Source organism: Pseudomonas sp. HR1 (assembly GCF_030175875.1).
In the GTDB taxonomy this organism is placed as follows: Bacteria; Pseudomonadota; Gammaproteobacteria; order Pseudomonadales; family Pseudomonadaceae; genus Chryseomonas; species Chryseomonas oryzihabitans.
Window position 1 is genome coordinate 20,682 of the sequence record NZ_JASNRF010000005.1, and the last position, 23,745, is coordinate 44,426.

Annotated in this window: 21 protein-coding genes and 1 pseudogene; 17 read left to right on the forward strand and 5 right to left on the reverse strand. The window is 68.4% G+C overall.

Annotated elements, in window-relative coordinates:
- The first annotated feature begins 62 nt into the window (after window positions 1–62).
- The 12 genes and pseudogenes from QKY98_RS17875 to QKY98_RS23790 form a co-directional block, all read left to right on the forward strand.
- On the forward strand, window positions 63–233 hold the full coding sequence (locus tag QKY98_RS17875) for a hypothetical protein (protein ID WP_155951353.1): 171 nt from the start codon (window positions 63–65) through the stop codon (window positions 231–233).
- Window positions 234–360: 127 nt separating this feature from the next.
- Window positions 361–1,287: a sugar ABC transporter substrate-binding protein gene (locus tag QKY98_RS17880; RefSeq protein ID WP_027599141.1), complete on the forward strand. Its 927-nt coding sequence runs from the start codon at window positions 361–363 to the stop codon at window positions 1,285–1,287.
- 442 nt (window positions 1,288–1,729) lie between these two features.
- Window positions 1,730–3,283 carry a sugar ABC transporter ATP-binding protein gene (locus tag QKY98_RS17885; RefSeq protein ID WP_027602842.1) on the forward strand — a complete coding sequence of 518 codons (1,554 nt, stop codon included), beginning with the start codon at window positions 1,730–1,732 and terminating at the stop codon, window positions 3,281–3,283.
- A 61-nt stretch (window positions 3,284–3,344) separates the two neighbouring features.
- On the forward strand, window positions 3,345–4,370 hold the full coding sequence (locus QKY98_RS17890; protein WP_007161522.1) for an ABC transporter permease: 1,026 nt from the start codon (window positions 3,345–3,347) through the stop codon (window positions 4,368–4,370).
- Window positions 4,371–4,604: 234 nt separating this feature from the next.
- Window positions 4,605–5,714, forward strand: coding sequence for a Gfo/Idh/MocA family protein (locus tag QKY98_RS17895; RefSeq protein ID WP_284671347.1), 1,110 nt, complete (start codon window positions 4,605–4,607; stop codon window positions 5,712–5,714).
- A gap of 49 nt (window positions 5,715–5,763) precedes the next feature.
- Window positions 5,764–7,032 carry a DUF445 domain-containing protein gene (locus QKY98_RS17900; protein ID WP_284671348.1) on the forward strand — a complete coding sequence of 423 codons (1,269 nt, stop codon included), beginning with the start codon at window positions 5,764–5,766 and terminating at the stop codon, window positions 7,030–7,032.
- Window positions 7,033–7,457: 425 nt separating this feature from the next.
- A complete protein-coding gene (uvsE, locus tag QKY98_RS17905) occupies window positions 7,458–8,534 on the forward strand; it encodes a UV DNA damage repair endonuclease UvsE (RefSeq protein WP_077173152.1) in 1,077 nt (358 codons plus the stop codon).
- A 288-nt stretch (window positions 8,535–8,822) separates the two neighbouring features.
- The gene (locus QKY98_RS17910) at window positions 8,823–9,740 is read left to right on the forward strand and encodes an aldo/keto reductase (protein WP_284671349.1); all 918 of its coding nucleotides are present in this window, start codon (window positions 8,823–8,825) and stop codon (window positions 9,738–9,740) included.
- On the forward strand, window positions 9,741–11,033 hold the full coding sequence (locus QKY98_RS17915) for an NTP/NDP exchange transporter (RefSeq protein WP_169854754.1): 1,293 nt from the start codon (window positions 9,741–9,743) through the stop codon (window positions 11,031–11,033).
- 98 nt (window positions 11,034–11,131) lie between these two features.
- Window positions 11,132–12,250 carry a metallophosphoesterase gene (locus QKY98_RS17920; RefSeq protein WP_284671350.1) on the forward strand — a complete coding sequence of 373 codons (1,119 nt, stop codon included), beginning with the start codon at window positions 11,132–11,134 and terminating at the stop codon, window positions 12,248–12,250.
- 198 nt (window positions 12,251–12,448) lie between these two features.
- Window positions 12,449–13,402: a GlxA family transcriptional regulator gene (locus QKY98_RS17925; RefSeq protein ID WP_169854753.1), complete on the forward strand. Its 954-nt coding sequence runs from the start codon at window positions 12,449–12,451 to the stop codon at window positions 13,400–13,402.
- A gap of 181 nt (window positions 13,403–13,583) precedes the next feature.
- Window positions 13,584–14,273, forward strand: a pseudogene (locus QKY98_RS23790) (winged helix-turn-helix domain-containing protein); the annotation flags it as partial.
- A 621-nt stretch (window positions 14,274–14,894) separates the two neighbouring features.
- Here QKY98_RS23790 and QKY98_RS17935 read toward each other — a convergent pair.
- The 4 genes from QKY98_RS17935 to QKY98_RS17950 all read right to left on the reverse strand — a co-directional run bounded on the left by QKY98_RS17935 (window position 14,895) and on the right by QKY98_RS17950 (window position 18,223).
- Window positions 14,895–15,335, reverse strand: a complete 441-nt coding sequence (locus QKY98_RS17935; protein ID WP_044342902.1) for a helix-turn-helix domain-containing protein — start codon at window positions 15,333–15,335, stop codon at window positions 14,895–14,897.
- A gap of 115 nt (window positions 15,336–15,450) precedes the next feature.
- Complete coding sequence (locus tag QKY98_RS17940) at window positions 15,451–16,038, reverse strand: DedA family protein (RefSeq protein WP_007161531.1); 588 nt, start codon at window positions 16,036–16,038, stop codon at window positions 15,451–15,453.
- Window positions 16,039–16,115: 77 nt separating this feature from the next.
- Entirely contained in the window at window positions 16,116–16,838 is a 723-nt protein-coding gene (locus QKY98_RS17945; RefSeq protein ID WP_027602851.1) for a pirin family protein, read from the reverse strand.
- A 158-nt stretch (window positions 16,839–16,996) separates the two neighbouring features.
- Window positions 16,997–18,223: an MFS transporter gene (locus QKY98_RS17950; protein ID WP_284671351.1), complete on the reverse strand. Its 1,227-nt coding sequence runs from the start codon at window positions 18,221–18,223 to the stop codon at window positions 16,997–16,999.
- A 97-nt stretch (window positions 18,224–18,320) separates the two neighbouring features.
- Between QKY98_RS17950 and QKY98_RS17955 the strand changes: the two genes are divergently transcribed.
- Window positions 18,321–19,241, forward strand: a complete 921-nt coding sequence (locus QKY98_RS17955) for a LysR family transcriptional regulator (RefSeq protein ID WP_074584042.1) — start codon at window positions 18,321–18,323, stop codon at window positions 19,239–19,241.
- 37 nt (window positions 19,242–19,278) lie between these two features.
- Here QKY98_RS17955 and QKY98_RS17960 read toward each other — a convergent pair whose 3' ends face one another.
- The gene (locus QKY98_RS17960; protein WP_150340585.1) at window positions 19,279–19,686 is read right to left on the reverse strand and encodes a DoxX family protein; all 408 of its coding nucleotides are present in this window, start codon (window positions 19,684–19,686) and stop codon (window positions 19,279–19,281) included.
- Between the two features lie 287 nt (window positions 19,687–19,973).
- On the opposite strand from QKY98_RS17960, the gene QKY98_RS17965 reads away from it, so the two are divergent.
- Genes QKY98_RS17965 through QKY98_RS17980 form a run of 4 tightly spaced genes read left to right on the forward strand, consistent with a single transcriptional unit; the run spans window position 19,974 to window position 23,734 of the window.
- Complete coding sequence (locus tag QKY98_RS17965) at window positions 19,974–20,399, forward strand: DoxX family protein (RefSeq protein WP_284671352.1); 426 nt, start codon at window positions 19,974–19,976, stop codon at window positions 20,397–20,399.
- On the forward strand, window positions 20,396–21,025 hold the full coding sequence (locus QKY98_RS17970; protein ID WP_044342896.1) for an antibiotic biosynthesis monooxygenase: 630 nt from the start codon (window positions 20,396–20,398) through the stop codon (window positions 21,023–21,025). Before QKY98_RS17965 ends, QKY98_RS17970 begins: the two co-directional genes overlap by 4 nt.
- Window positions 21,022–21,840: an alpha/beta fold hydrolase gene (locus QKY98_RS17975; protein ID WP_027602856.1), complete on the forward strand. Its 819-nt coding sequence runs from the start codon at window positions 21,022–21,024 to the stop codon at window positions 21,838–21,840. The genes QKY98_RS17970 and QKY98_RS17975 overlap by 4 nt, the downstream gene beginning before the upstream one ends.
- Before the next feature lie 52 nt (window positions 21,841–21,892).
- Entirely contained in the window at window positions 21,893–23,734 is a 1,842-nt protein-coding gene (locus tag QKY98_RS17980; protein WP_284671353.1) for an amidohydrolase, read from the forward strand.
- The last annotated feature ends 11 nt before the right edge of the window (window positions 23,735–23,745 follow it).

Consider the following 23,745-nt stretch of genomic DNA (forward strand, 5'->3'; position numbering starts at 1 on the left):
AGCAGTTGCACACACGAGTCACCAGGGCCGTGCGCCCCGACAACAATAATAGGTGCCGTCACATGAACCACTCCACGCATTCCTTCCGTCTTGCTCTCTCTACCGTGCACCGCCTCGAGGTGCAGCGTCCCTCCCGGCTGCTCGCCCTGCTGGGCCGGCTGTTCTGCCACGAGCGCAGCGGCGCCGTGCTCTGCGCCTCGCCCGGCGCCGCGGTGTTCTACCGCCCCCACTGATCCCCACCTGTCCGGCGTCCGCCCAGGCTCCGCCCGGTTCAAGACCGCGTGGCGCCCGAGGTGCGCCTGGCCGTTGCGCCTGCCTGATCCCCTTGCTGATCGTCACCCCACGAATGGAGCCTGAACCATGCAGAAAAAAACTCGCTTTGCCACCCTGGCGCTGTCGCTGCTGCTGGGCAGCAGCGCGGCCCTGGCGGACCTCAAGGTCGGGGTGACCATGTCGTCGTTCGACGACAACTACCTCACCTATGTGCGCGAATACATGACCAAGAAGGCCAAGACCGACGGCGTGCAACTGCAATTCGAGGACGCCCGCAACGACGTGGTCAAGCAGCTCAGCCAGGTGCAGAGCTTCATCAGCCAGAAGGTCGATGCGGTCATCGTCAATCCGGTGGACACCGCCGCCACCCGGACCCTGACCGAGGCCGCCACCAAGGCCGGCGTGCCCATCGTCTACATCAACCGCCGCCCCGACGATCCCAAGCTGCCGGCGGGCGTGGTGGCGGTGACCTCCGACGACAAGGAAGCCGGCCGCCTGCAGGCCCAGTACGTGGCGGACAAGCTCGGCGGCAAGGGCCAGGTGGCCATCCTGCTGGGCGATCTGGCCAACAACTCCACCCATAACCGCACCGCCGGGGTGAAGGAAGTCCTGGCCAAGTACCCGGACATCAAGATCGTCGAGGAGCAGACCGCGGCCTGGCAGCGCGACAAGTCCATGGACCTGACCAGCAACTGGCTGCTGGCCGGCAAGGAGCTCAACGCCATCTTCGCCAACAACGACGAGATGGCCATCGGCGCGGCCATGGCCCTGCGCCAGGCCGGCAAGAAGGACGTACTGGTCACCGGCGTCGACGGTACGCCGGATGGTCTCGCCGCCATCAAGCGGGGCCTGGTGACGGTCTCGGTGTTCCAGGACGCCAAGGGCCAGGCCGAAGGGGCCCTCGATGCGGCGCTCAAGATGATCAACAAGACCCCGGGCGAGCAGAACGTGCTGATTCCCTTCCGCCTGATCACCCCGGAAAACGTCGCCGAATTCCAGGCCATGACCAAATGACCTGAGGCGCCAGCGTCGCCCTGGAAGGAGGGCGGGGCGCCGCGCCAGCACGGTTTTCCACACGAAACGGGCAGTCCGGCAGCGGTCTGCCCGTTTCGTCTATTCGGGGTCTTTCCACCCGGCGCCGGCCGGGCCGGAGACCGGTGATCGTTATCACCCAAAAATTCCAAAAATATATTGACTGGAATTTATTTTCCAATAGAGTCGAGAACAAGCCAAGACGTACAGCGGCACGCTTGCCTCGGCGAGCGCGCCCTTCAACAAGAATAAAAGGTGCCGTCATGCCATCCCGCTTCCTGTCCCTGCATGGGTCTCCGATCTCCTGTCCGCCGGGCACCTGCCCGCACCTGGCGAATGCCGTCACGGCCAGCCCTGCGCCCCGCACCCCTCACTGACCAGCGGCCCGCGCCGCCCGGTCGGCGCCCGCGAGGAGATCGTGATCATGCTCAGTTCCGCCACCCCTGCCACAGCTCCCGCCCCTGCGGCCACGGCCGCACCCAGCGAATACCTGCTGGAAATCGTCGACGTCACCAAGGAGTTTCCCGGCGTCAAGGCGTTGTCCCACGTGCAGCTGCGGGTGCGTCCCGGCACCGTGCTGGCGCTGATGGGCGAGAACGGCGCGGGCAAGTCGACGCTGATGAAGATCATCGCCGGCATCTATCAGCCCGATGCCGGCGAGGTGCGGCTGCGCGGCGTGCCGGTACGCTTCGAGACGCCGCTGCAGGCGCTGCAGTCGGGGATCGCCATGATCCACCAGGAACTCAACCTGATGCCCTTCATGACCATCGCCGAGAACATCTGGCTGGGTCGCGAACCGCTCAATGCCCTGCACCTGGTGGACCACGGCAAGATGCGTCGTCAGACCCAGGCCCTGCTGGACCGGCTGCGCATCGCCCTGGATCCGGAAGACAGCGTGGGCAGCCTGTCCATCGCCGGGCGGCAGATGGTGGAGATCGCCAAGGCGGTGTCCTACGACAGCGACGTGCTGATCATGGACGAACCCACCTCGGCCATCACCGAGACCGAGGTGGCGCACCTGTTTTCCATCATTGCCGACCTCAAGGCCCAGGGTAAGGGCATCGTCTACATCACCCACAAGATGGACGAGGTGTTCCAGATCGCCGACGAGGTCGCGGTGTTCCGCGATGGCCAGTACATCGGCCTGCAGCGCGCCGACAGCATGAACGGCGACGGCCTGATCGCCATGATGGTGGGGCGCGAACTGACCCAGCTGTTCCCGGAACGCACCGCGCCGCGTGACGAGGTGCTGCTGTCGGTGCGCGACCTGGGGCTGGACGGGGTGTTTTCCGGCGTCTCCTTCGACCTGCGCGCCGGCGAGGTGCTGGGCATCGCCGGGCTGATGGGCTCGGGGCGCACCAACGTCGCCGAGACGCTGTTCGGGGTGACCCCGGCCACCGCCGGCGAGATCCGCATCGACGGCCAGCCGGTGCGCATGAACGATCCCTGCCTCGCCATCCAGAAAGGCCTGGCGCTGCTCACCGAGGACCGCAAGGACACCGGCATCTTTCCCTGCCTGTCGGTGGGGGAAAACATGGAGGTGGCGGTGCTGAACGGCTTCGCCAGCGGCGGCTTCGTGCAGCAGCAGCGCCTCGATCAGCTCTGCGAGGAGATGCGCCAGCAATTGCGGGTGAAGACGCCCTCGCTGGACCAGTGCATCGCCAACCTCTCCGGCGGCAACCAGCAGAAGGCGCTGATCGCCCGCTGGCTGATGACCCGCCCGCGCATCCTCATCCTCGACGAGCCCACCCGCGGCATCGACGTCGGTGCCAAGGCCGAGATCTACCGGTTGATCGCCAAGCTGGCCGCCGAGGGCCTGGCGGTGATCATGATTTCTTCCGAACTGCCCGAGGTCCTGGGCATGAGCGACCGGGTGATGGTGATGCACGAAGGCACCGTCACCGGCTTTCTCGATCGCGGCGAAGCCACCCAGGAGCGGGTCATGCACCTGGCCTCGGGCAATCCCGTACTGCACTAGCGCGCGTCACGCGCGGCGGGTGCCTGCCCGCCGCCTCCGGCCTATAACGAGGTAGAACAAGATGAGTGCCCTCCTGGACAAGAAAACCGCCGAGCTACCCACCGCGCGCCCGCGGCGCCGCATCCCCACCGAACTGGGCATCCTGCTGGTGCTGCTGGGCATCGGCCTGGCCTTCGAGGCCTTCGGCTGGGTGCTGCGCGACCAGAGTTTCCTGATGAACTCCCAGCGCCTGGTGCTGATGATCCTGCAGGTCTCGATCATCGGCCTGCTGGCCATCGCCGTGACCCAGGTGATCATCACCACCGGCATCGACCTCTCCTCCGGCTCGGTGCTGGCGCTGTCGGCCATGGTGGCGGCGAGTCTGGCCCAGACCTCGGACTTCGGCCGCGCGGTGTTTCCCTCGCTGACCGACCTGCCGGTCTGGGTGCCGGTCATGGCCGGCCTCGGGGTGGGGCTGCTGGCCGGCGCCATCAACGGCAGCATCATCGCCGTCACCGGCATCCCGCCCTTCATCGCCACCCTCGGCATGATGGTCTCGGCCCGCGGCCTGGCGCGCTACTACACCGAAGGCCAGCCGATCAGCATGTTGTCCGACAACTACACCGCCATCGGCGCCGGGGCCATGCCGGTGATCATCTTCCTGGTGGTGGCGGTGATCTTCCATATCGCCCTGCGCTACACCAAGTACGGCAAGTACACCTATGCCATCGGCGGCAACATGCAGGCCGCGCGCATCTCCGGCATCAACGTCAAGAAGCACCTGATCATCGTCTACAGCATCGCCGGTCTGCTGGCGGGCCTGGCCGGGGTCGTGGCCTCGGCCCGCGCCGCCACCGGCCAGGCCGGCATGGGCATGTCCTACGAACTGGACGCCATCGCCGCGGCGGTGATCGGCGGCACCAGCCTGGCGGGCGGGGTAGGGCGCATCACCGGCACCGTGATCGGCGCCCTGATCCTCGGCACCATGGCCAGCGGCTTCACCTTTCTCGGGGTGGACGCCTACGTCCAGGACATCATCAAGGGCCTGATCATCGTGGTCGCCGTGGTCATCGACCAGTACCGCAACAAGCGCAAGGCCAAGCGCTAGGGCTGGCGCTTTCCCCTTTCCCCTGAGAGAGGGCTGCGCTTGCACCCGACCGCTTTTCCCCCCTCCCTCCGGGAGAGGGCCGGGGTGGGAGCCGAGCCAACACCCGACCGCTTTTCCCCCTCTCCCTCCGGGAGAGGGCCGGGGTGAGGGCGAGCCTGCACCCACCCTTCCTTTTACCCGGTCGGCTACTGGCTTGGCCGGCCGGGTCTTTCCATACCTCTGACGGAGAACGACATGCGCGACATCGGCATCGGTCTGATCGGCACCGGCTTCATGGGTCATGCCCACGCCCAGGCCTTCCATCACGCGGCGAGCAGCTTCAGCTTGCCGGTCCGTCCGCGGCTGGTGGCCCTGGCCGACGCCGATCCGGAACGCGCCGCCCGCTGCGCCGACGCCTGGGGTTTCGTCCGCAGCTGCGACTGGGAGCGCCTGATCGCCGATCCCCAGGTCGAGCTGGTGGCCATCACCACGCCCAACCTGTTGCACGCGCCCATGGCCCTGGCCGCCCTGGCGGCCGGCAAGGCGGTCTATTGCGAAAAGCCTCTGGCGGTGAGCCTGGAGGAGGCCACGCGGATGCGCGACGCCGCGCGCCAGGCCGGGGTGGTCAACCGGGTCGGCTACAACTACCTACAGAATCCCATGCTCAAGCAGGCGCGCGAGTTGATCCAGAGCGGCGAGCTGGGCGAGATCGTCAGCTTTAGCGGCGAATTCAGCGAAGACTTCATGGGCGATCCCCAGGGGCCCATCACCTGGCGCTGCGAGACCCGCCAGGCCGGCGGCGCCCTGGCCGATCTGGGCAGCCATATCCTGTCGCTGGCGCGCTTTCTGCTCGGCCCGGTGGCGGCGCTTTGCGCCGATCTGCACACCGCCCATGGCCAGCGGCCCCACCAGGGCGGCACCCGCACGGTGGAGATCGACGACCAAGCCCATCTGCTGCTGCGCTTCGCCAGTGGCGCTCGCGGCACCCTGACCACCAGTTGGCTCAAGCACGGGCGCAAGAATCGCCTGGCCTTCGAGGTCTGCGGCACCCGCGGCACCCTCAGCTTCGACCAGGAGCGCCTCAACGAACTGCGCCTCTACCAGGTCGGCGATCGTCCGGGCCTGGCCGGCTTCCGTACCCTGCTGGCCGGTCCGCACCTGCCGGACTACGCCGCCTTCTGCCCGGCCCCCGGCCACCAGCTCGGCTACAACGAACTCAAGACCCTGGAGGTCCGCTCGCTGCTGGAAGCCCTGGGCGGCAACCCCGATCACACCGGCGTCGACTTCCAGGAGGCCTGGGAGGTGGAGCGCCTGGCCCAGGCCGCGCGGCAATCGGCGCAGGAGGAGCGCTGGGTCAGACTCTAGTCTGGGGTAGGATGCGGGGATCATCCCGCGCGAGGATTGTCCCCTTTCCATGACCACACTCTCCGGCGACGGCCTCACCCCGGTCCGGCGCATGAAGCTCATCGCGCTGCTGCTGCTGTTCCTGGCGGCGGCGCTCTACTGCCTGGCCACCGCCCTGGAGGCCCGCCATCCAGCCTGGGGCTACGCCGCCGCCTTCGCCGAGGCGGCCATGGTCGGCGCCATCGCCGACTGGTTCGCGGTGACCGCGCTGTTCCGCCATCCGCTGGGCCTGCCGATTCCCCACACCGCCATCATCCCGCGCAACAAGGCCGGGGTCGGACGCAAGCTGTCGGACTTCATCTGCCTGCACTTCCTCGCCACGCCCCAGGTGCTGGCCAAGCTGGAGGAACTGGACGCCGCCGGGCGTCTGGCCGGCTGGTTGCGTCAGCCGGACAACGCCGCTGCGGTGGCCAGCCAGGCCACCGGCGTGGCCCGCTATTCCCTGGAGGCCCTGCGCGAGGTGCGGGTGCAGGCCTTCATCCGCCGGGTGGCGGTGGAGCGGCTGCAGCGCCTGGACGTGGCGGCGCTGTCCGGCGAACTGCTCGACATGCTGACCGCCGACGGCCGCCACCAGGCGGTGCTCGACGAGGTGCTGCAGGAGATTGATCGCCTGCTGCAGGACGAAGACACCCAGGCGCTGATCGCCCGCACCATTGGCGGCGAACTGCGCACCCTCAAATACCTGGGGCTGGACGAGCGGGTCGGACGCTGGTCGGCGATCAAGGTGGTGCAGGCGGTGTCGCGGCTGATCGGCGAGATCAGCCATGACCGCGAGCACGAGTTGCGGCGGCATTTCGATGGCTATCTGGTCGGCTTCATCGAGCGCCTCAAGGAGGACCCGGCCGTTCGCCTGCGCGGTGAGCAGTTGCGCGACCGGCTGCTGGAGCACCCGGCGCTGGCGGGTTATCTGCAGGAACTGTGGGACGAACTGGTGAACTGGCTGCAGGCGGATCTCGCCGCGCCGGATTCGCGCATCCGCCGCCGCCTGGGCCGGCTACTGGCCGAACTGGGCGAGACGCTCAGTCGCGACGAAGCCATGAGACGCTGGATCAACGAGCAGCTGATGGCGGTGGCGCCGCCCTTCATCGACCGCAACCGCCAGCGCATCGGCGACTATATCGCCGAGCGGGTAGCCGCCTGGGATACCGATGAACTGGTCCAGCAACTGGAGCAGAGCGTCGGCAAGGACCTGCAATTCATCCGCATCAACGGCACCCTGGTGGGCGGCCTGGTGGGGCTGGTGCTGCATGCGCTGACGCAGTGGTTCGGGCCGGGGTAGGGCAGCCCGAGCATGCGTGGAAAAGGCTGCGCCGTTTTCCACCCTACCGCTGCATGCTCTAACGGTGTGGTTGGGTCCGGGCTAGGAGGCTTGGGCGCATCTTCATCGCGGCCATGGGCCGCTCCTACAAGAGCCTCATCCCCTCTAGGAGCGGCCGCATCGGCGGACCGCCATGGCCGCAATAGTATCGATTCCCGTAGCGTGGAAAACCGCGCAGCGTTTTCCACTGGCTGCCGCCGCTCAAGTTGATACATCGAGAACGTCACCCCCCTTGCCATACCACCCCCTCTCCCCCTGGGAGAGGGCCGGGGTGAGGGCACGCCCAGGCACCACATTTCCAGGTGACACCCCTCCACCCATCACTCCACCCGCACCCAAGCGGCGCCGCGCGGACTAATCCCTAGAGTCCCTGACCCGAGCGTCCCATGTATCGAATCGGCTTTGCCTGCATGTACCGTCACCCCGAGCGCAGCCTGTCGCTCAAGGAACTGGAGCAGGTCGAGCGGGCCTTCAATACCCGCACCACCACCCTGCGCTGGCTGGGCAGCGTCGAGCGCGCCGCCGCCGAGGCCAAGTTGCTGGACGTGGTCACCCACAACCTCGATGCCCAGCTGAGATTCGTCGAGCACGTCGCCGACCTGCCGGACAATCTGCGCATGCTTCGCCTGAGCAGCGACCTGCTGCCCTTCTACAGCCACGCCGAATTCGCCTACTTCTATCGCTCCCAGGAATTGCAGGCGCTGCTGGAGGATCGCTTCGGCCGGCTGGGCGAGCTGGCCCGCCGCCGCGATGTGCGGCTGTCGCTGCACCCCGGGCAATTCTGCGTGCTGGGCTCGGATCGCCCGGAGGTGGTGGAGAACAGCCTGAAGGAATTCGAATACCACGCCGACATGATCCGCCTGATGGGCTACGGCCAGACATTCCAGGACTTCAAGTGCAACGTGCACATCGCCGGTCGCCTGGGCGTGCCGGGCATCCGCGCGGTCTGGCCGCGTCTTTCAGGCGAGGCGCGCAACTGCATCACCTTCGAGAACGATGAAAAGACCTATGGCGTCGACGACTGCCTGCAACTGGCCGACCTCGCCCCGGTGGTGCTGGACATCCACCACTGCTGGATCCACGAGGAGGCCTACATCGATCCCTGGGAGCCACGGGTGGCGCGCATCATCGACAGCTGGCGCGGGGTGCGTCCGGCCATGCACTACTCCCAGCCGCCGGAGGCGCTGATGGAAATGGGCGTCTCGCCCAGCGAGCGCATCGACATCAAGTTCCTGCTGCAGCAGATCAGCAAGCGGCTGCTCTATGCCCACAGTGACATGATGTGGAACGACTGGTGCAACCGCTACGCCTGCCAGTTCCTCGACCGTTTCGACATCATGTTCGAAGCCAAGCACAAGAACGTCACGGTGCGGGATTTCTACGACCGCTACCTGGGCGGCGATGGAAGTTTGCCACCAGCGGATCACGACATCCTTGCGGGCCAGGATGTCGCCAACCCGTAGCGTGGAAAACCGCGCAGCGTTTTCCACAGGTGTGCGCTAATGCCATTAGCAGACAAGGCTACGCCGTTGTCCACGCTACGGGAGCTAGCCACGTAGGTTGGTCTGGGACGGCTCCATCGTCGAAGCCCAACAGGGATGTCCAACCTTGGGCGGTGTTGGGCTTCGCTGCGCTCAACTCAACCTGCGAGAGCGCCGCAACATGCCGCAATGAGCCCGGTAGGCAATCGGCTGGAAGAACCGCTTAACTCAAGGGTCACCTTTCCGAATCCGATCGTCGCGAGGCCCGCCATGCCGACCCGTCGCCATTTCCTGCAGACCACCACCGCCCTGGCTGCGGCCGTGACCGCCGCGCCCTGGCTGTGGCAGAGCGCCCAGGCCGCCGAGCCGCTGCTGACCCGCAAGATCCCGCGCACCGGCGAGGCGCTGCCGGTCATCGGCCTGGGCACCTCGGGCAATCTCGATGTCGACCTGAACGACGCCGCCCTGGCGCCGCTGCAGGAGGTGCTCAAGGCGTTGCTCGACGGCGGCGGCACCCTCATCGACACCGCGCCCAGCTATGGCAACTCCGAACGGGTGGCCGGGGAGCTGGTCAGGCGGGCCCAGGCCCGCGACAAGGTCTTTCTCGCCACCAAGATTTCCTCTACCGGCCGCGAACGCGGCGCGGCGCAACTGGCCGCCAGCTTCAAGGCCCTGCAGACCGAGCGCCTGGATCTGGTCCAGGTGCACAACCTGCAGGACACCGCCAACCAACTGGCCCTGCTGCGCGAACAGCAGCAGGCCGGCAAGGTGCGCTACGTGGGCGTCACCCACTATCGCGAAGCGGCGCTGGACGATCTGCTCGCTACCCTGAAAAAGGAGAAGGTCGACTTCGTGCAGTTCAACTATTCGGTGGGCGAGCGCGAAGCCGAAAAACGCCTGTTGCCCTATTGCCGCGACCAGGGCATCGCCGTGCTGATCAATAGACCCTTCCAGCGCGGCAACCTGCTCGCCGGCACCCGTGGCAAGCCACTGCCGCCGCTGGCCGCCGAACTGGGCGCGACCAGCTGGGCGCAACTGCTGCTCAAGTTCATCCTCGCCGACCCAGCGGTGACTGTGGTGATCCCGGCCACCAGCAATCCGCGCTACATGGTCGACAACCTCCAGGCCGGTCGCGGGCGCCTGCCCGATGCGCGCCAGCGCGAGGCCATCGCCGGGCTGTTCGCCTAGATGAAGGACTGGCTCGGTCGCGTCCTCGACGCCCGCGCCGGTGAATCGTCCGCGGCCCTGGCGGGCTTTGCGCTGTTTCTCTGCCTGTTCGCCGGCTACTTCATGCTGCGGCCGATCCGCGAGGCCATGGGCATCGCCGGCGGCGTGGAGAATCTGCAGTGGCTGTTCACCGCCACCTTTGTGGTGATGCTGCTCGCCGTGCCGCTGTTCGCCTGGCTCAATTCGCGGGTGGCGCGGATTCGCTTCGTCGACTGGGTCTACGGCTTCTTCGCGCTCAACCTCCTGGCCTTCGCCGCCTGCTTCGCAAGCTTAGGCGACAGCGTCTGGCTGGCGCGTACCTTCTATGTCTGGATCTCGGTCTACAACCTCTTCGTGGTCTCGGTGGCCTGGAGTCTGATGGCCGATGTCTTCGACGGCGCCCAGGCGCGGCGGCTGTTCGCCTTCATCGCCGCCGGGGCCAGTGTCGGTGGCCTGCTCGGGCCGGTGCTGGCCGCCGCCCTGGCGCCCCTGATCGGTGAAGCGGGCCTGGCGCTGCTGGCCGCCGCGCTGCTGCTCCTGGCGCTCAGGCTCAAGGCCTATCTGATGGGCTGGCGCGAGACCCGCGGTGCCGGACGCCCGGGTGCGCCGCCGACCGAAAGTCCGCGTCGCCCGGTGGCCGGCAACCCCTTCAGCGGCCTGACCCGGGTGCTGGCCTCGCCCTATCTGCTGGCGGTGAGCGCCTTCGTCATCCTGCTGGCCACGGTCAGCACCTTTCTCTACTTCGAGCAGGCGCGACTGGTGGCCGAGCTGTTTCCCGATCGCGCCCGCCAGGTGCAGGTGTTCGGCCTGCTGGACTTCGTGGTCCAGGCCGGCGCCCTGGCCAGCCAGGTGCTGATCACCGGTCGCCTGGCCCAGCGCCTCGGGGTGCGGGTGCTGCTGGCCGGGGTGCCGCTGCTGATGTGCATCGGCTTCCTGGGCCTCGCGCTGCTGCCCACCTTCGCCATGCTGGCGGGGCTGATGATCGTCAGGCGGATCGGCGAATACGCCTTCATCCGCCCGGGTCGCGAGATGCTCTTCGCGCCGCTGGACGCCGAGACCCAGTACAAGGCCAAGAACTTCATCGACACCGTGGTCTATCGCGCCGGTGACGCCGCCAGCGGCTGGGCCAAGAGTCTGCTGGATCTGCTCGGCCACGGCGCCTGGCTGCCGGCGCTGGTGGGCGCCGGCTGCGCGGCGCTCTGGGCCTGGCTCGGCTTCTACCTGGGCCGGCGCGCGGATCAGGCGGCCCAGGCCGGCGAGGCGGAGCAGCGCTGAATGCCGGCTGAATCGTTGTAGCCGGAAACACACCGGGGCTCCGAGGGGCGACCGGCGGGGTGCTAAGGTAAGACCTCTTCCTAGCCTCAGGGCCCTCCATGTTCCGCTCCCGCGCCATGATGTATCTGGTTCTCTTCGCCCTGCACCTGTTCATCGGCCTCAGCGTCATCGGTGACCTCGGGCTGACGCCGGCCGCCCAGCTACCCTTCTGGGCCCTGCTGCTGCTGTCCTTCGTCCTGGTGCCCCTGGGCTTTCGTTCGCGGGACATGAATTCGCGCCTGCTGGCCTGGGCGGCGCTGATCGCCATGGGCGTGTTCTCCAGCCTGGCGGTGTTCAGCCTGCTGCGCGGTCTGGTGGTGGCCCTGGCCAGCCTCATCGGTCAGCCGCTGGACGCCGCCTGGCGCGTCGGCAGTGCCTGGGCGGTGCTGGGACTGGTGCTGCTGGTGGCCCTGCGCAGCGTCTACAACGCCCGCCGCACGGCCAGGGTCAAGGAAGTGGAACTAGCCTTGCCCAGCCTGCCCTCCGGCCTGGACGGACTGCGCATCGTGCAACTGAGCGACCTGCACATCGGCCCGACCATCAAGGCCGGCTATCTGCAACGCATCGTCGACCGGGTCAACGGCCTGGACGCCGATCTGGTGGCCATCACCGGTGACCTGGTGGACGGCAGCGTGGCCGAACTGCAGCACGAATTCCTGCCGCTGCAAGGGCTCAAGGCGCGCCTGGGCACCTACGCCATCACCGGCAACCACGAATACTATTCCGGCGCCGAAGCCTGGGTGCGCACCTGGCGCGACCAGGGCCTGACCGTGCTGCTCGACGAGCATCGGGTGCTGCAGCACCAGGGCACGCCCTTCGTGCTGGCCGGCATCACCGACTACTCGGCGCCGCTCTATGTGCCCAGCCACCGCAGCGACGCCGCCGCCGCCTTCGCCGGCACCCCGGAAGGCCTGTTCCGCCTGCTGCTGGCCCATCAGCCGCGCTCGGCGCCCAAGGCCGAAGCCGCCGGCGCCGACCTGCAGCTCTCCGGCCACACCCACGGCGGCCAGTTCTGGCCCTGGATGCACTTCGTGCGCCTGCAGCAACCCTGGGTGGCCGGCATCCACCGCCTGGGTCGACTGACCGTCTACATCAGCCGCGGCACTGGCTACTGGGGCCCGCCGCTGCGTTTCGGCGCGCCGAGCGAGATCACCCTGATCAGGTTGCGGCGGGGGTAGCGCCAATAGCAGGTCCACAAGAACCCTGAGCCAGAGGCCTTCCTTTCGTTGGCCCCTGATCGCGCGTGGCAAAAAATAGATGGATGGCCTTTTGCTACTGCTTGTCCTCGGGGGACAGATCCTTATCCTCGTCCCTACCGTCACCCGGACGCTCCAGCGTCCAAGGACAAACTGCAACACGGATAAGGATGTATCGCCATGACGAGGACAGTGGCTTTCTTGCTGGTCCCCGAGGTGCTGATGCTGGATTTCGCCGGGCCGGTGGAGGTGTTCTCCATCGCCAATCGCTATCTGCCGGCAGCCGACCACTATCGCATCGTGACCATCGCCGCGGGGCGGCGGCGGACTCTGCGTTGTTCAAATGGCATGACGATACGCACGGAGCTCACCACCCAGCAGCCGCCGGGGGCCTACGACCTGCTGCTGGTGCCCGGCGGGCCGGGTGCTTATCTGGAGCCCCATCCCGATGTCGCGGCCTGGCTACGGCAGGTGCCCGCGCAGTGCGCGCGCTACGGGGCGGTCTGCACCGGCACCTTTCTGCTCGGCAGCGCCGGTCTGCTCGATGGCCGGCGGGTGACCACCCACTGGAATTATCGCGAACGTCTGGCGCGCCGTTTTCCCCGCGCCCAGGTGACCGCCGACGAGATCTACCTGAGCGACGGCCCGCTGCTCACCTCGGCCGGAGTCACCGCCGGCATCGACCTGGCGCTGGCGCTGGTGGCCGAAGACCACGGCAAGGCCATCGCCCGGGAGGTGGCCAAGGTGCTGGTGGTGGTGACCCAGCGGCAGGGCAAGCAGGCCCAGTTCAGTCCGCTGTTCGACGAGCCGGAGGCGACCACCGCCATCACCCGGGTGCAGCAGCATGTCGTAGCGAACATCGACCAGGCCTATTCGATCAGCCGGCTCGCCGAACTCGCGACCATGGGCACCCGCAACTTCGCCCGGGTGTTCAAGCGCGACACCGGCATGACGCCCCTGGAGTTCGTGCTCAGGGCGCGCATCGATCATGCGCGCGAATTGCTGGAGACCTCCGAGCTGCCGCTGAAGACCGTGGCCTTTCGCAGCGGCTTCGCCAGCGATCGCTGCATGCGCGCCGCCTTCCAGAGCCATCTGGGGCTGACCCCAGCGCAGTACCGCTACCAGTTCAGCTGAACGCAGCTGCGGATGGCGGTATCACGCCCATCGATGGCAGCTTCTGGCCGTAGATCGTCATACGCCTTGCCTGGGCAGCGGCCAGAATGGTCATACCTATCGGCAAGGAGAGGCGCCTACTGGCGAGGGGCTGCGGAGCCAGGTGCCCGCAGGACCCGCAGCGAGGGGGCGCGACATGGTCATGCAAGAGCCCAAGTCCCTGGAAGACGCCAGTGCCTTCCGCTTCTGCGGCCTGGTCCTGGATGCGCGCCGGCGCCTGCTGCTGGATGGCGAGCGGCCGCTGCCCCTGAGTGGGCGCGCACTGGATATCCTGCGGGTGCTGCTGGAGCACCCCGGCGAGCTGGTCGGCAAGCAGACCCTGATGGCCCGGGTCTGGCCCGGCGCCGTCGTCGAGGACATCAATCTGCGGGTGCACATCTCGGCCCTGCGCCGGGTGCTGCGGCCCTACAGCGATCGGGATCCCATTCTCAGCGCCCGGCAGCGCGGCTACGGCTTCGCCCTGGCGGTGGAGCGCCTGAACGAAGCGGACCTCACGCCGCTGGCCGAGACGCCGCTGCCCCTGACGCCCCTGGAGGGGCGCGACACCAGCCTGGTCGAATTGCGTCGCCTGCTCGCGCAACGCCGCCTGGTGTCGGTGGTGGGCACCGGCGGTGTCGGCAAGTCGCTGCTGGTCCAGCACCTGCTGCCCACGCTGGAAGACTTCGCCGACGGGATCCAGAGTCTCGATCTTGCGGCGCTGGGCCACATGATGGCGCTGGTGGACCGTCTCGCCAGTGACCTGGGCCTGGCCAGCGGCAGTGGCCTGCCGGCGCTGCAGGAGGCGCTGGCCACGCGGCGCCTGCTGCTGGTGCTGGACAACGCCGAGCGCCTGGTCGAACCCGCGGCCTGGCTGGTGGAAAACCTGCTGCAGGGCTGTCCGCAACTCAGGGTGCTGGTCACCAGTCGCGAAGCCTTGCGGGTGGAAGGCGAGGCCGTGTTGCGCCTGGCGCCGCTGCCGGTCGCGCAACCACCCGCGCGGCAACTGCGCGACGCCATGCGCGAGCCGGCCTTTCGGCTGTTCGTCCGACGTGCCCGGGCGCGCCTGCCGGGGCTGCAGCTGCGGCCGGCCGACGTGCAGCTGGTGGGCGAGATCTGCCGCCGCAGCGAAGGCGTGCCCCTGGCGCTGGAGATCCTGGCCGAGCAGGTAGCGGCGCTGGGGCTGGCGGGGGTACTGGCGCAACTCGACGGCGGCTATTACCTGAGCGTGGCCGGACGGCGCACGGCGGCGCAACGCCAGCGCAGCCTTGGCGCCATGCTCGACTGGAGTCTGCACAGCCTGAGCGAGTCGGAATTCGCCGTGCTGGCGACCCTGGCCGAGGCCGGCGAGCGCTTCAGTCGTCAGCAGGCCCTGCGCCTGGCGGCGCAGCGCGGGCTGGAGGAGGCCTTGTTCATCCCCCTGCTGGGGCAACTGGTGGACAAGTCGCTGATCCTGGTCGAAGGCAGCGGGGCGGCCCTAGGCTACCGCCTGCTGGCCATGCTGCGGCTGCACCTGCGCCAGTTCCGTCAGCAACCGCCGCTCCAGGGCCTGCTGTTGCCAGGCCAGCGGCGGGACCCCGACGGCGCGGGTGAACACCCGGCTCAGATGCGCCTGATCGAAGAAGCCGCACTCCAGGGCGATCGCCGCCAGGGGTAGTCGGTGCTCGGCGAGCAGGTGCCGGGCGCGGTCGATGCGTTGCTGGCGCAGCCATTCCAGGGGGGCGAGTCCGGCGCTGAGCTTGAACTGGCGGGTGAAGTGACTGCGCGACAGGCCGCAGACGGAGGCGACCTGGCTGACGCTGATGCCGCGCTCCAGATGCTGCAGCAGGACTTCCTTGGCCAGCCGTTCCTGCCAGGCTGCCAAACCGACCAGTCGGGTACTGGATAGAGCCAGGGTGCTATCGACGGTCATGGACATGGCGCTCTCCCTATCAAACCAGCCGCGTGGCGCGACCGCCTGGATGAGAATGATTCCGTGCAGTTGTCTGACGTGCGAGTTGGCTATCGTTAATTAGCGTTAAGACGGCAACCGTCTAGGCGCAATACTGTCGCGACGGACTTGGCCGAGCGTGCCGGCGGGCCAGCAGGTGCCAGCCCAGCAGGGCGAGGCCAAGCAGTCCGGCGAGCAGCAGGGGCGCCGGGCCATAGGCCTGGAGTCCGTCGAGCAGGGCCAGGATGTGCGCCTCGAACAGCCGACCCAGGGCCAGACCGGAGCCGATCCACAGGGTGGCGCCGCCCAGGTCGTAGGCCAGGAAGCGCCGCAGGGGCATGGCACTGGCCCCGGCGCTGAGGGTGGCGAGGGCCGCGGCGCCGGGAATGAACTTGGCCACCAGCAGCAGGCCGGGCAAGCGGGTGGCGGCCGGGACATGACCCGGCAGATGGCGCAGCAGCCAGGCACCATGCCGCCGACCGGCCCAGTACCAGAGCAGATCGGCCACCCCGGTGACCGCCACGGTAGCCAGAAGCGCCAGGAGCAATTCGGCCTCATCGGCCGCCGCGCCCATCACCACCAGCGAGGGATAGGCCGGTACCGGCAGGCCCAGCTGTTCGCCAAAGACGTTCAGCGTCAGCCAGAGGGTGGCGTTACCGGCCACCAGGGAGGTCAGGGCTTGGGTGCTCATGGCGCGTTCTCGGCAAGGGGAGGCCGACTGAGCGGCCTCCGGGCTTGGCGCCTGCTACTACCTAGGCGCAGACAGGGTCAGGGCATTTGCGGCAGTTCGTTGGGCCGCAGATCGAACACCAGCACCTCGGCGTCGGTGCCGTGGGCCAGCTGCAGCTCGCGTTCGCCGCGCAGCCTTGCGCCGTCACCGGCCTGCAGCAGGACGCCGTTCAGCTCCAGGCTGCCGCGGGCGACGTGCACATAGGCATGGCGCTCGGGGGCCAGTTGCAGGCGGGCGCTCTCGCTGCCGTCGAACAGCCCGGCGTAGACGCGGGCGTCCTGGCGCACTTCCAGCGAACCCTCGGCGCCGTCCGGCGAGATGATCAGGGCCAGGCGACCACGCTTGGCCTCGGCGCTGAAGTGCTGCTGCTGGTAGCGCGGTTCGGCGCGGCGCACGTTGGGCACGATCCAGATCTGCAGAAAGTGCACCCGCTCGCTTGCGGAGTGGTTGTACTCGCTGTGGCTGACGCCGCTGCCGGCGCTCATCAGCTGGACGTCACCGGGGCGGATCACCGAGCCGGTGCCCAGGCTGTCCTGGTGCTCCAGGGCGCCTTCGAGCACATAGGAGAAGATCTCCATGTCGCGATGCGGGTGCTCGCCGAAGCCCTGGCCCCCGGTCACGGTGTCGTCGTTGATCACCAGCAGGTCGGAAAAGCCCTGTTCCGCCGGATTGCGGTAGCTGGCGAAGGAAAAGGTGTGGAAGGACTTGAGCCAGCCGTGGTTGGCGGCGCCGCGATCGGAAGCTTTACGAATGGCCAGCATGATGAGGCTCCTTGTCTGAAGGGGCGCGGTCTGTACCGACGCCATGGAAGTCATCCTACTGTGGCGCTGCGGTTTGATTAACGGGCTGGGAGGAGAATGGTCGTCCTATCCTGGTTGACGATGTCTCGGGCTGGGTGGCGTCAGATCCTGGTCCGCGATCACCGAACCGGGCGCGGACGGCCAGGCCAGAGCCGTACCGCCAGGGCCAGCAGGGCGGTGGCCAGCGCCAGGCCGGCGACGCCATTCCAGCCCAGCCGGGCCAGCAGCAGACTGCCCAGGGCCGCACCGCTGGCCATGCCGATGAACATGCCGGTGAAGAGCACCGCGTTGAGTCGGCTGCGCGCCTCGGGTTCCAGGCCGTAGACCTGGGCCTGGTGGGCGATCAGGGTGGCCTGGACGCCCAGGTCGAAGACCACCGTCGCCAGCGCCAGCAGCACCAGACCGGTCACGCCTGGTAGCCAGGGCAGCAGGAGCAGGCTGGCGAAGGCCAGGGCCGCCAGGCCGATGCCCAGCCGCGTTACCCACTCCGAGCCATGGCGATCCGCCAGGCGGCCGGCCCAGGGCGCGGCCAGGGCACCGGCGGCACCGGCCAGGCCGAAGGCGCCGGCGGCGGCGCTGCCCAGCTGGAAGGGCCCGGCGTGCAGATAGAGGGCGAGGGTCGACCAGAAGGCGCTGAAGCCGACCGACAGCAGGGCTTGCGCCAGGGTCGCCCGGCGCAGGGCGGCATGGCGGCGCCAGAGCGCGCCCAGGGAGCCGAGCAGGGCCGGATAGCTGAGTTGGGTGGTGGCGGCGAAGGCGGGCAGGCCGCGCCAGACCGCCACGCCGATGGCGGCGATGCTCAGGGCGGCGAACAGATAGACCGCCCGCCAGCCAAGCCACTCGCCCACCAGGCCGCTGACCACCCGGGACAGCAGGATGCCCAGCAGCAGGCCGGTCATCACCGTGCCGACGATGCGTCCGCGCTCGGCCGGCGGCGCCAGGGTCGCGGCGGCGGGCACCAGGTCCTGGGCCACGGTGGCGGCCAGCCCGGTCACCAGGCTGGCCAGCAGCAGCCCGTGCAGCCCGGGCGCCAGGCTGGCGCCCAGCAGCGCCAGCAGCAGTACGGCCAGCTTGGCCAGGATGATGCGGCGGCGGTCGAAGCGATCACCCAGGGGTGCGAGCAGCAGCAGCCCCAGGGCATAGCCGAGCTGGGTGAGGGTGGGGATCAGCCCGACGTCGGCAGCGGGCGCGGGCAGGGCACTGGCCAGGGTGCCCAGCAGCGGTTGGCTGTAATAGAGGTTGGCCACGCTGAGGCCGGCGCCGGTGGCCAGCAGGCCGAGCAGGGCAGGGGACAGGCCGGTACGGTGCGCTGAGGTCTGGCTATGCGGGAGTGGAATATCGGTCATGGCGGTTCATCCGGTGGGAAGACGATGAGCGTATTGTTCAGCACAACCATCGCCCCCTGTAGCCGAACGTCCGGTACAGGGGGTATACGTAGGCCGTATGAACAGTACCTTTTCTCACGACCGTCTCGACCTGCTGGAGACCTTCGTCCGCATCGTCGAGGCCGGCAGTCTGTCGGCGGCCGCGCGCCAGCTCGGCACCACCCAGCCCACCGTCAGCCGGCGCCTGCAGGCACTGGAGGCGGCGCTGCAGGTGCGTCTGGTGCAGCGTTCGACCCACGCCCTGCGCCTGACCGAGGATGGCCAGCGTTGCTATCGCCAGGCCCAGCAACTGCTCGGCGACTGGCAGGCCTTCGCCGCCGCCCTGCACGGCGCCCATGCCGAGCCCGAGGGGCGGCTGCGGGTGGTGATGCCCCATGCCTTCGGCCAGGAGCAGTTGCTCGATCCGCTGGAGACCTATCTGCGGCGCTATCCGGGCATGCAGGTGGACTGGGTGCTCAGCGACCGCGCACCGAATTTCGTCGCCGATGGCGTCGACTGCGCGATTCGGGTGGGGGCGGTGGAGGATTCGGACACCGTGGCGGTGCGCCTGGGCGATGTCCAGCGCATCCTGGTGGCGGCGCCGGACCTGGCAGGCACGCTGAGGGCACCCGAGGAGCTGACGGCGCTGCCCTGGATCGCCATGACCCAGTTCTACCAGACCGAATTGCGCCTGCAGCTGGGTTCTTCTGGCGAAAGCCGGCTGATCCCCTTGCGGGCGCGGCTGGCCACCGAGAGTCTCTTCGTCGCCCGCCATGCCGCGGTGCGGGGACTGGGCTGCGCGGCGCTGTCGCACTGGATGGTACGCGAGGACGTCGCCGCGGGGCGCCTGGTACATCTGCTCCCCGAATGGCAGGCCACGCCCCTGCCGATCTATCTCATCTATCCCTACGCCCGGGTCTATCCGGCGCGACTGCGCCTGTTCCTCGAGCTGGTGCGCGAGGCCTGCGCCAGGATGCTGGATGTGACGGCGCCCGCCTGAACCCAAGGATCCAGGCGGGCGCAACGAGCGAGGGCGATCAGGCCAGCCGGGCCGCCCGCAGCGGTCGCCGGCCATCCAGGCTCAGGGCCCCGGCGCCGAAGGCCGCCACCTGCAGCAGGCCCCCGGCGATGGCGACGTTCTTGAGGAAGTGGATCAACTGATTCTGGTCGGCGAAGTGGCTGTGGAACACCAGGGCGGTGACCAGGGTGAAGGCGGCCATGGCCAGGGCCACCGGCCGAGTGCGATAGCCGATCAGCAGCAGGCTGGCGAGGCCCAGCTCCACCACCAGGGCGCCCAGGTAGGCGAGGTCCGGGAAAGGCAGGCCCATGGCGGCGATGTAGCCCTTGGTAGCGGCCGGGGCGAGCAGTTTGCCCACGCCACTGAACAGGAAGAGGCTGGCGAGCAGCAGGCGGCCGGTGGTGGCGGTGAGGGCTTGGGTGTTCATGGGCGAGGGTCCTTTTCCAGATCCGGCATCCGGCGTGGATGCGATGGGGCTAGATTACTGTCCACTCCGTATTCGAATAAGTAGTGCTCGCGCGTTAAACAGTCCCTCTGAGGTTGACTATCCTGCCTTGGCTGTGACCTGAATCCTTTCAGCCATACGCCACAGCACAGGCGTACAAAAACCAGCACAGACGTCCAAGGCCGCTCCCCAGCGTCCGGGCGAAAGTCCGCCCCATCGACGGCGCGGGGCTTTTCTCGCAGCCGACTCTCTCATCAGGAGGATGGGCCATGCGCGAGACGCGACTGGATCTGGGACTCTTGTTCCTGCGCCTGGGTGGCGCCGGACTGCTCCTGGCGGTGCACGGCCTGCCCAAGGCGCTGCATTTCCGCCAGCAGCTCGGCCTGATCGAGGACCCGCTGCACCTGGGTGCCTGGCCGACCCTGGGTTTCGCCGTCTTCGCCGAGGTGCTCTGCCCGCTGTTGATCGTCCTGGGCTGGGCGACGCGCCTGGCCTGCCTGCCGATCCTGGGGCTGCTGCTGATCGCCCTGCTGGTGGTGCATCCGCAGTGGTCGCTGGAAGAGGGTCAGTTCGGCTGGCTGCTGCTGGTGCTGTTCGGCACCCTGGCACTCACCGGACCGGGTCGCTACTCGCTGGAGGCGCGGCTGGCCAGGCGTCACGCCGCCCAGGGCCGTTTCGCCAGGGCGCTGTCATGACCGCCGCACTCGGGCAAGACCCGCACCAGGCCCACGGCCGCATCGTCACCCTGGTGATCCGTCACCAGCCCCTGGCCGGCCAGCACCAGGCCTACCAGCGCTGGTTGCAGCGCGCCGTCACCGCCGCCCGCGCGGCCTGCGGTCACCTCGGCGTGGACGTCATCCCGCCGGCCGAGGAGGGCGCCGCCTTCACCACCCTGGTGCGCTTCGCCGACGTCGAACAACTGCAGGCCTGGCTGGCCTCGCCGGAGCGCCAGGCGCTGATCGCCGAGGTGGCGCCGCTGCTGCGCGAGGCCGATGCGCCCGAGGTGCATGCCGACGCCGAATTCTGGTTCACCCCGCCACGCCCCGGCGTGCGCCAGCCACCGGCCTGGAAGCAGGCGGTGCTCACCTACCTAGTCATCGCGCCCCTGACGATGCTGATCCCGCCGCTGTGGCAGCCGCTGTTCGCGCGCTATCCGCTGCTGGCCGGACCGGTGCCCAGCAACCTGCTGATCACCCTGTGCATCGTGCCGCTGGTGGTGTTCCTGATCATGCCGAGGGTGAGCCGCCTGTGCGCGCCCTGGCTCAACGCCCGCTCGGGCGCCTTTTCCACTCCCCCCACCGCTAGAGGCGAACAACCATGAGCACCTTCACCACCCGCGACGGCGTCGAGATCTATTTCAAGGACTGGGGCAGCGGCAAGCCCGTGCTGTTCAGCCACGGCTGGCCGCTTGATGCCGATATGTGGGACTACCAGATGCACCATCTGGCCGCCAACGGCTATCGCGCCATCGCCTTCGACCGCCGCGGTTTCGGGCGCTCCGGCCAGCCGTGGAACGGCTACGACTACGACACCTTCGCCGACGACATCAAGGAGCTGATCGAGCACCTGGACCTGCGCGACGTCACCCTGGTGGGCTTCTCCATGGGTGGTGGCGACGTCAGCCGCTACCTGGCGCGCCACGGTTCGGCGCGGGTCGCCAAGCTGGCGCTGCTCGGCGCCGTCACCCCGCTGTTCGGGCAGAAGCCGGATTTCCCCCAGGGCGTCGACCAGGGCGTCTTCGACGGTATCCGTGGTGGTCTGCTCAAGGACCGCGCCCAGTTCCTCGCCGACTTCGCCCCGGTCTTCTATGGCACCAACAAGGGCCAGGAGGTCTCCGCGGGCGTCTTCACCCAGACCCTCAACATCGCCTTGCTGGCGTCGCTGAAGGGCACCCTGGACTGCGTCACCGCCTTCTCGGAAACCGACTTCCGCCCAGACATGGCCAAGGTCGACGTACCCACCCTGGTGATCCACGGCGACGCCGACCAGGTGGTGCCCTTCGAAACCACCGGCAAGCTCGCCGCCCAGCTGATCCGCGGCGCCGAACTCAAGGTGTACGCCGGCGCGCCCCACGGCTTCGCGGTGACCCACGCCGAGCAGCTGAACCGCGACCTGCTGGCCTTCGTCGCCCGCTGAACCTTCCCGGGCGCCCTGCGCCCGGGCTTCTGACCCTGGTCCCGGAGGCCACATGCAACACGCCGATCTGATCCTGCACAACGGCAAGCTCCACACCGTCGATCCCGAGCGCCCCGAAGCGACCGCGGTCGCCATCAGGGACGGCGTCTTTATCGCCGTGGGCAGTGACAGCGACGTCATGGCTCATCGCGGCCCGGCCACCCAGGTGGTCGACCTGCGCGGGCGCCGCGCCATTCCCGGCCTCAACGACTCCCACCTGCACCTGATCCGTGGCGGCCTCAACTACAACCTGGAGCTGCGCTGGGAGGGCGTGCCCTCGCTGGCGGATGCCCTGCGCATGCTCAAGGACCAGGCTGAGCGCACCCCGGCGCCCCAGTGGGTGCGGGTGGTGGGCGGCTGGAACGAATTCCAGTTCGCCGAGCGGCGCCTGCCGACCCTGGACGAACTCAACCAGGCGGCGCCGGACACCCCGGTGTTCATCCTCCACCTCTACGACCGGGCGCTGCTCAACCGCGCCGCCCTGCGGGTCGTGGGCTACACCAGGGACACCCCCAATCCCCCGGGCGGCGAGATCCAGCGCGACGCTCGCGGCGAGCCCACCGGCATGCTCATCGCCCGGCCCAACGCCATGATCCTCTACGCCACCCTGGCCAAGGGACCCAAGCTGCCGCTGGAATACCAGGTCAATTCCACCCGCCAGTTCATGCGCGAACTCAATCGCCTGGGGCTGACCAGCGCCATCGACGCCGGCGGCGGCTTCCAGAACTACCCGGATGACTATCAGGTGATCCAGGAACTGGCCGACGCCGACCAGCTCACCGTGCGCATCGCCTACAACCTCTTCACCCAGCGACCCAAGGAAGAGCTGACCGACTTCAAGAACTGGACCAGCAGCGTCACCCTGCACCAGGGCACCGACTTCCTCCGCCACAACGGCGCCGGCGAGATGCTGGCCTTCTCGGCGGCCGACTTCGAGGACTTCCTCGAACCGCGCCCGGACCTGCCGCCCACCATGGAAGCCGATCTGGAACCCGTGGTGCGCCACCTGGTGGAGCAGCGCTGGCCGTTCCGCCTGCACGCCACCTACGACGAATCCATCTCGCGGATGCTCGACGTCTTCGAGAGGGTCAACCGCGACGTGCCCTTCAACGGCCTGCCCTGGTTCTTCGACCACGCCGAGACCATCAGCCCGCGCAACATCGAGCGGGTCAAGGCGCTCGGCGGCGGCATCGCCATCCAGGACCGCATGGCCTTCCAGGGCGAATACTTCGTCGACCGCTATGGCGCCCAGGCGGCCGAGCAGACCCCGCCGATCCAGCGGATGCTGGCCGCCGGCGTGCCGGTGGGCGCGGGAACCGACGCCACCCGCGTCTCCAGCTACAACCCCTGGACCTCGCTGTACTGGCTGGTCAGCGGCCGTACCGTCGGCGGCCTCGCGCTCTACCAGGAAGGCCTGCCACGGGCCACCGCGCTGCAGCTGTTCACCCAAGGCAGCGCCTGGTTCTCCTCGGAGCAGGGCAAGAAGGGCCAGCTGCGGGTGGGCCAGCTGGCCGACGTGGCGGTGCTCTCGGCAGACTTCTTCACGGTCGAGGAAGAGGCCATCAAGCACCTGGAGTCGGTGCTCACCGTGGTTGGTGGCCGCATCGTCCATGGCGCCGAGGAATTCGATCGTCTGGGTCCGCCGCCCTTGCCGGTCACCCCGGACTGGTCGCCGGTGGTCAAGGTGCCCGGTCACTGGAAACCTGGTTCGCCCTTGCAAGCCGCCGTGCACCAGTGCGCCGGTGCCTGTGCCGTGCATGGCCACGGCCATGAGCGGGCGCGCCAGAGCCGGGTGCCGGTGAGCGACTTCAGTGGCTTCTGGGGCGCCTTCGGCTGCTCCTGCTTCAGCTTCTGAGGAGCGCCGCC

What these genes read in the sequence shown, in the direction of transcription:
- QKY98_RS17875 (WP_155951353.1), top strand. Translation starts at nt 63, where the DNA reads ATGAACCACTCCACGCATTCCTTCCGTCTTGCTCTCTCTACCGTGCAC.
- QKY98_RS17880 (WP_027599141.1), top strand. Translation starts at nt 361, where the DNA reads ATGCAGAAAAAAACTCGCTTTGCCACCCTGGCGCTGTCGCTGCTGCTG.
- QKY98_RS17885 (WP_027602842.1), top strand. Translation starts at nt 1,730, where the DNA reads ATGCTCAGTTCCGCCACCCCTGCCACAGCTCCCGCCCCTGCGGCCACG.
- QKY98_RS17890 (WP_007161522.1), top strand. Translation starts at nt 3,345, where the DNA reads ATGAGTGCCCTCCTGGACAAGAAAACCGCCGAGCTACCCACCGCGCGC.
- QKY98_RS17895 (WP_284671347.1), top strand. Translation starts at nt 4,605, where the DNA reads ATGCGCGACATCGGCATCGGTCTGATCGGCACCGGCTTCATGGGTCAT.
- QKY98_RS17900 (WP_284671348.1), top strand. Translation starts at nt 5,764, where the DNA reads ATGACCACACTCTCCGGCGACGGCCTCACCCCGGTCCGGCGCATGAAG.
- uvsE (WP_077173152.1), top strand. Translation starts at nt 7,458, where the DNA reads ATGTATCGAATCGGCTTTGCCTGCATGTACCGTCACCCCGAGCGCAGC.
- QKY98_RS17910 (WP_284671349.1), top strand. Translation starts at nt 8,823, where the DNA reads ATGCCGACCCGTCGCCATTTCCTGCAGACCACCACCGCCCTGGCTGCG.
- QKY98_RS17915 (WP_169854754.1), top strand. Translation starts at nt 9,741, where the DNA reads ATGAAGGACTGGCTCGGTCGCGTCCTCGACGCCCGCGCCGGTGAATCG.
- QKY98_RS17920 (WP_284671350.1), top strand. Translation starts at nt 11,132, where the DNA reads ATGTTCCGCTCCCGCGCCATGATGTATCTGGTTCTCTTCGCCCTGCAC.
- QKY98_RS17925 (WP_169854753.1), top strand. Translation starts at nt 12,449, where the DNA reads ATGACGAGGACAGTGGCTTTCTTGCTGGTCCCCGAGGTGCTGATGCTG.
- QKY98_RS17935 (WP_044342902.1), bottom strand. Translation starts at nt 15,335, where the DNA reads ATGTCCATGACCGTCGATAGCACCCTGGCTCTATCCAGTACCCGACTG.
- QKY98_RS17940 (WP_007161531.1), bottom strand. Translation starts at nt 16,038, where the DNA reads ATGAGCACCCAAGCCCTGACCTCCCTGGTGGCCGGTAACGCCACCCTC.
- QKY98_RS17945 (WP_027602851.1), bottom strand. Translation starts at nt 16,838, where the DNA reads ATGCTGGCCATTCGTAAAGCTTCCGATCGCGGCGCCGCCAACCACGGC.
- QKY98_RS17950 (WP_284671351.1), bottom strand. Translation starts at nt 18,223, where the DNA reads ATGACCGATATTCCACTCCCGCATAGCCAGACCTCAGCGCACCGTACC.
- QKY98_RS17955 (WP_074584042.1), top strand. Translation starts at nt 18,321, where the DNA reads ATGAACAGTACCTTTTCTCACGACCGTCTCGACCTGCTGGAGACCTTC.
- QKY98_RS17960 (WP_150340585.1), bottom strand. Translation starts at nt 19,686, where the DNA reads ATGAACACCCAAGCCCTCACCGCCACCACCGGCCGCCTGCTGCTCGCC.
- QKY98_RS17965 (WP_284671352.1), top strand. Translation starts at nt 19,974, where the DNA reads ATGCGCGAGACGCGACTGGATCTGGGACTCTTGTTCCTGCGCCTGGGT.
- QKY98_RS17970 (WP_044342896.1), top strand. Translation starts at nt 20,396, where the DNA reads ATGACCGCCGCACTCGGGCAAGACCCGCACCAGGCCCACGGCCGCATC.
- QKY98_RS17975 (WP_027602856.1), top strand. Translation starts at nt 21,022, where the DNA reads ATGAGCACCTTCACCACCCGCGACGGCGTCGAGATCTATTTCAAGGAC.
- QKY98_RS17980 (WP_284671353.1), top strand. Translation starts at nt 21,893, where the DNA reads ATGCAACACGCCGATCTGATCCTGCACAACGGCAAGCTCCACACCGTC.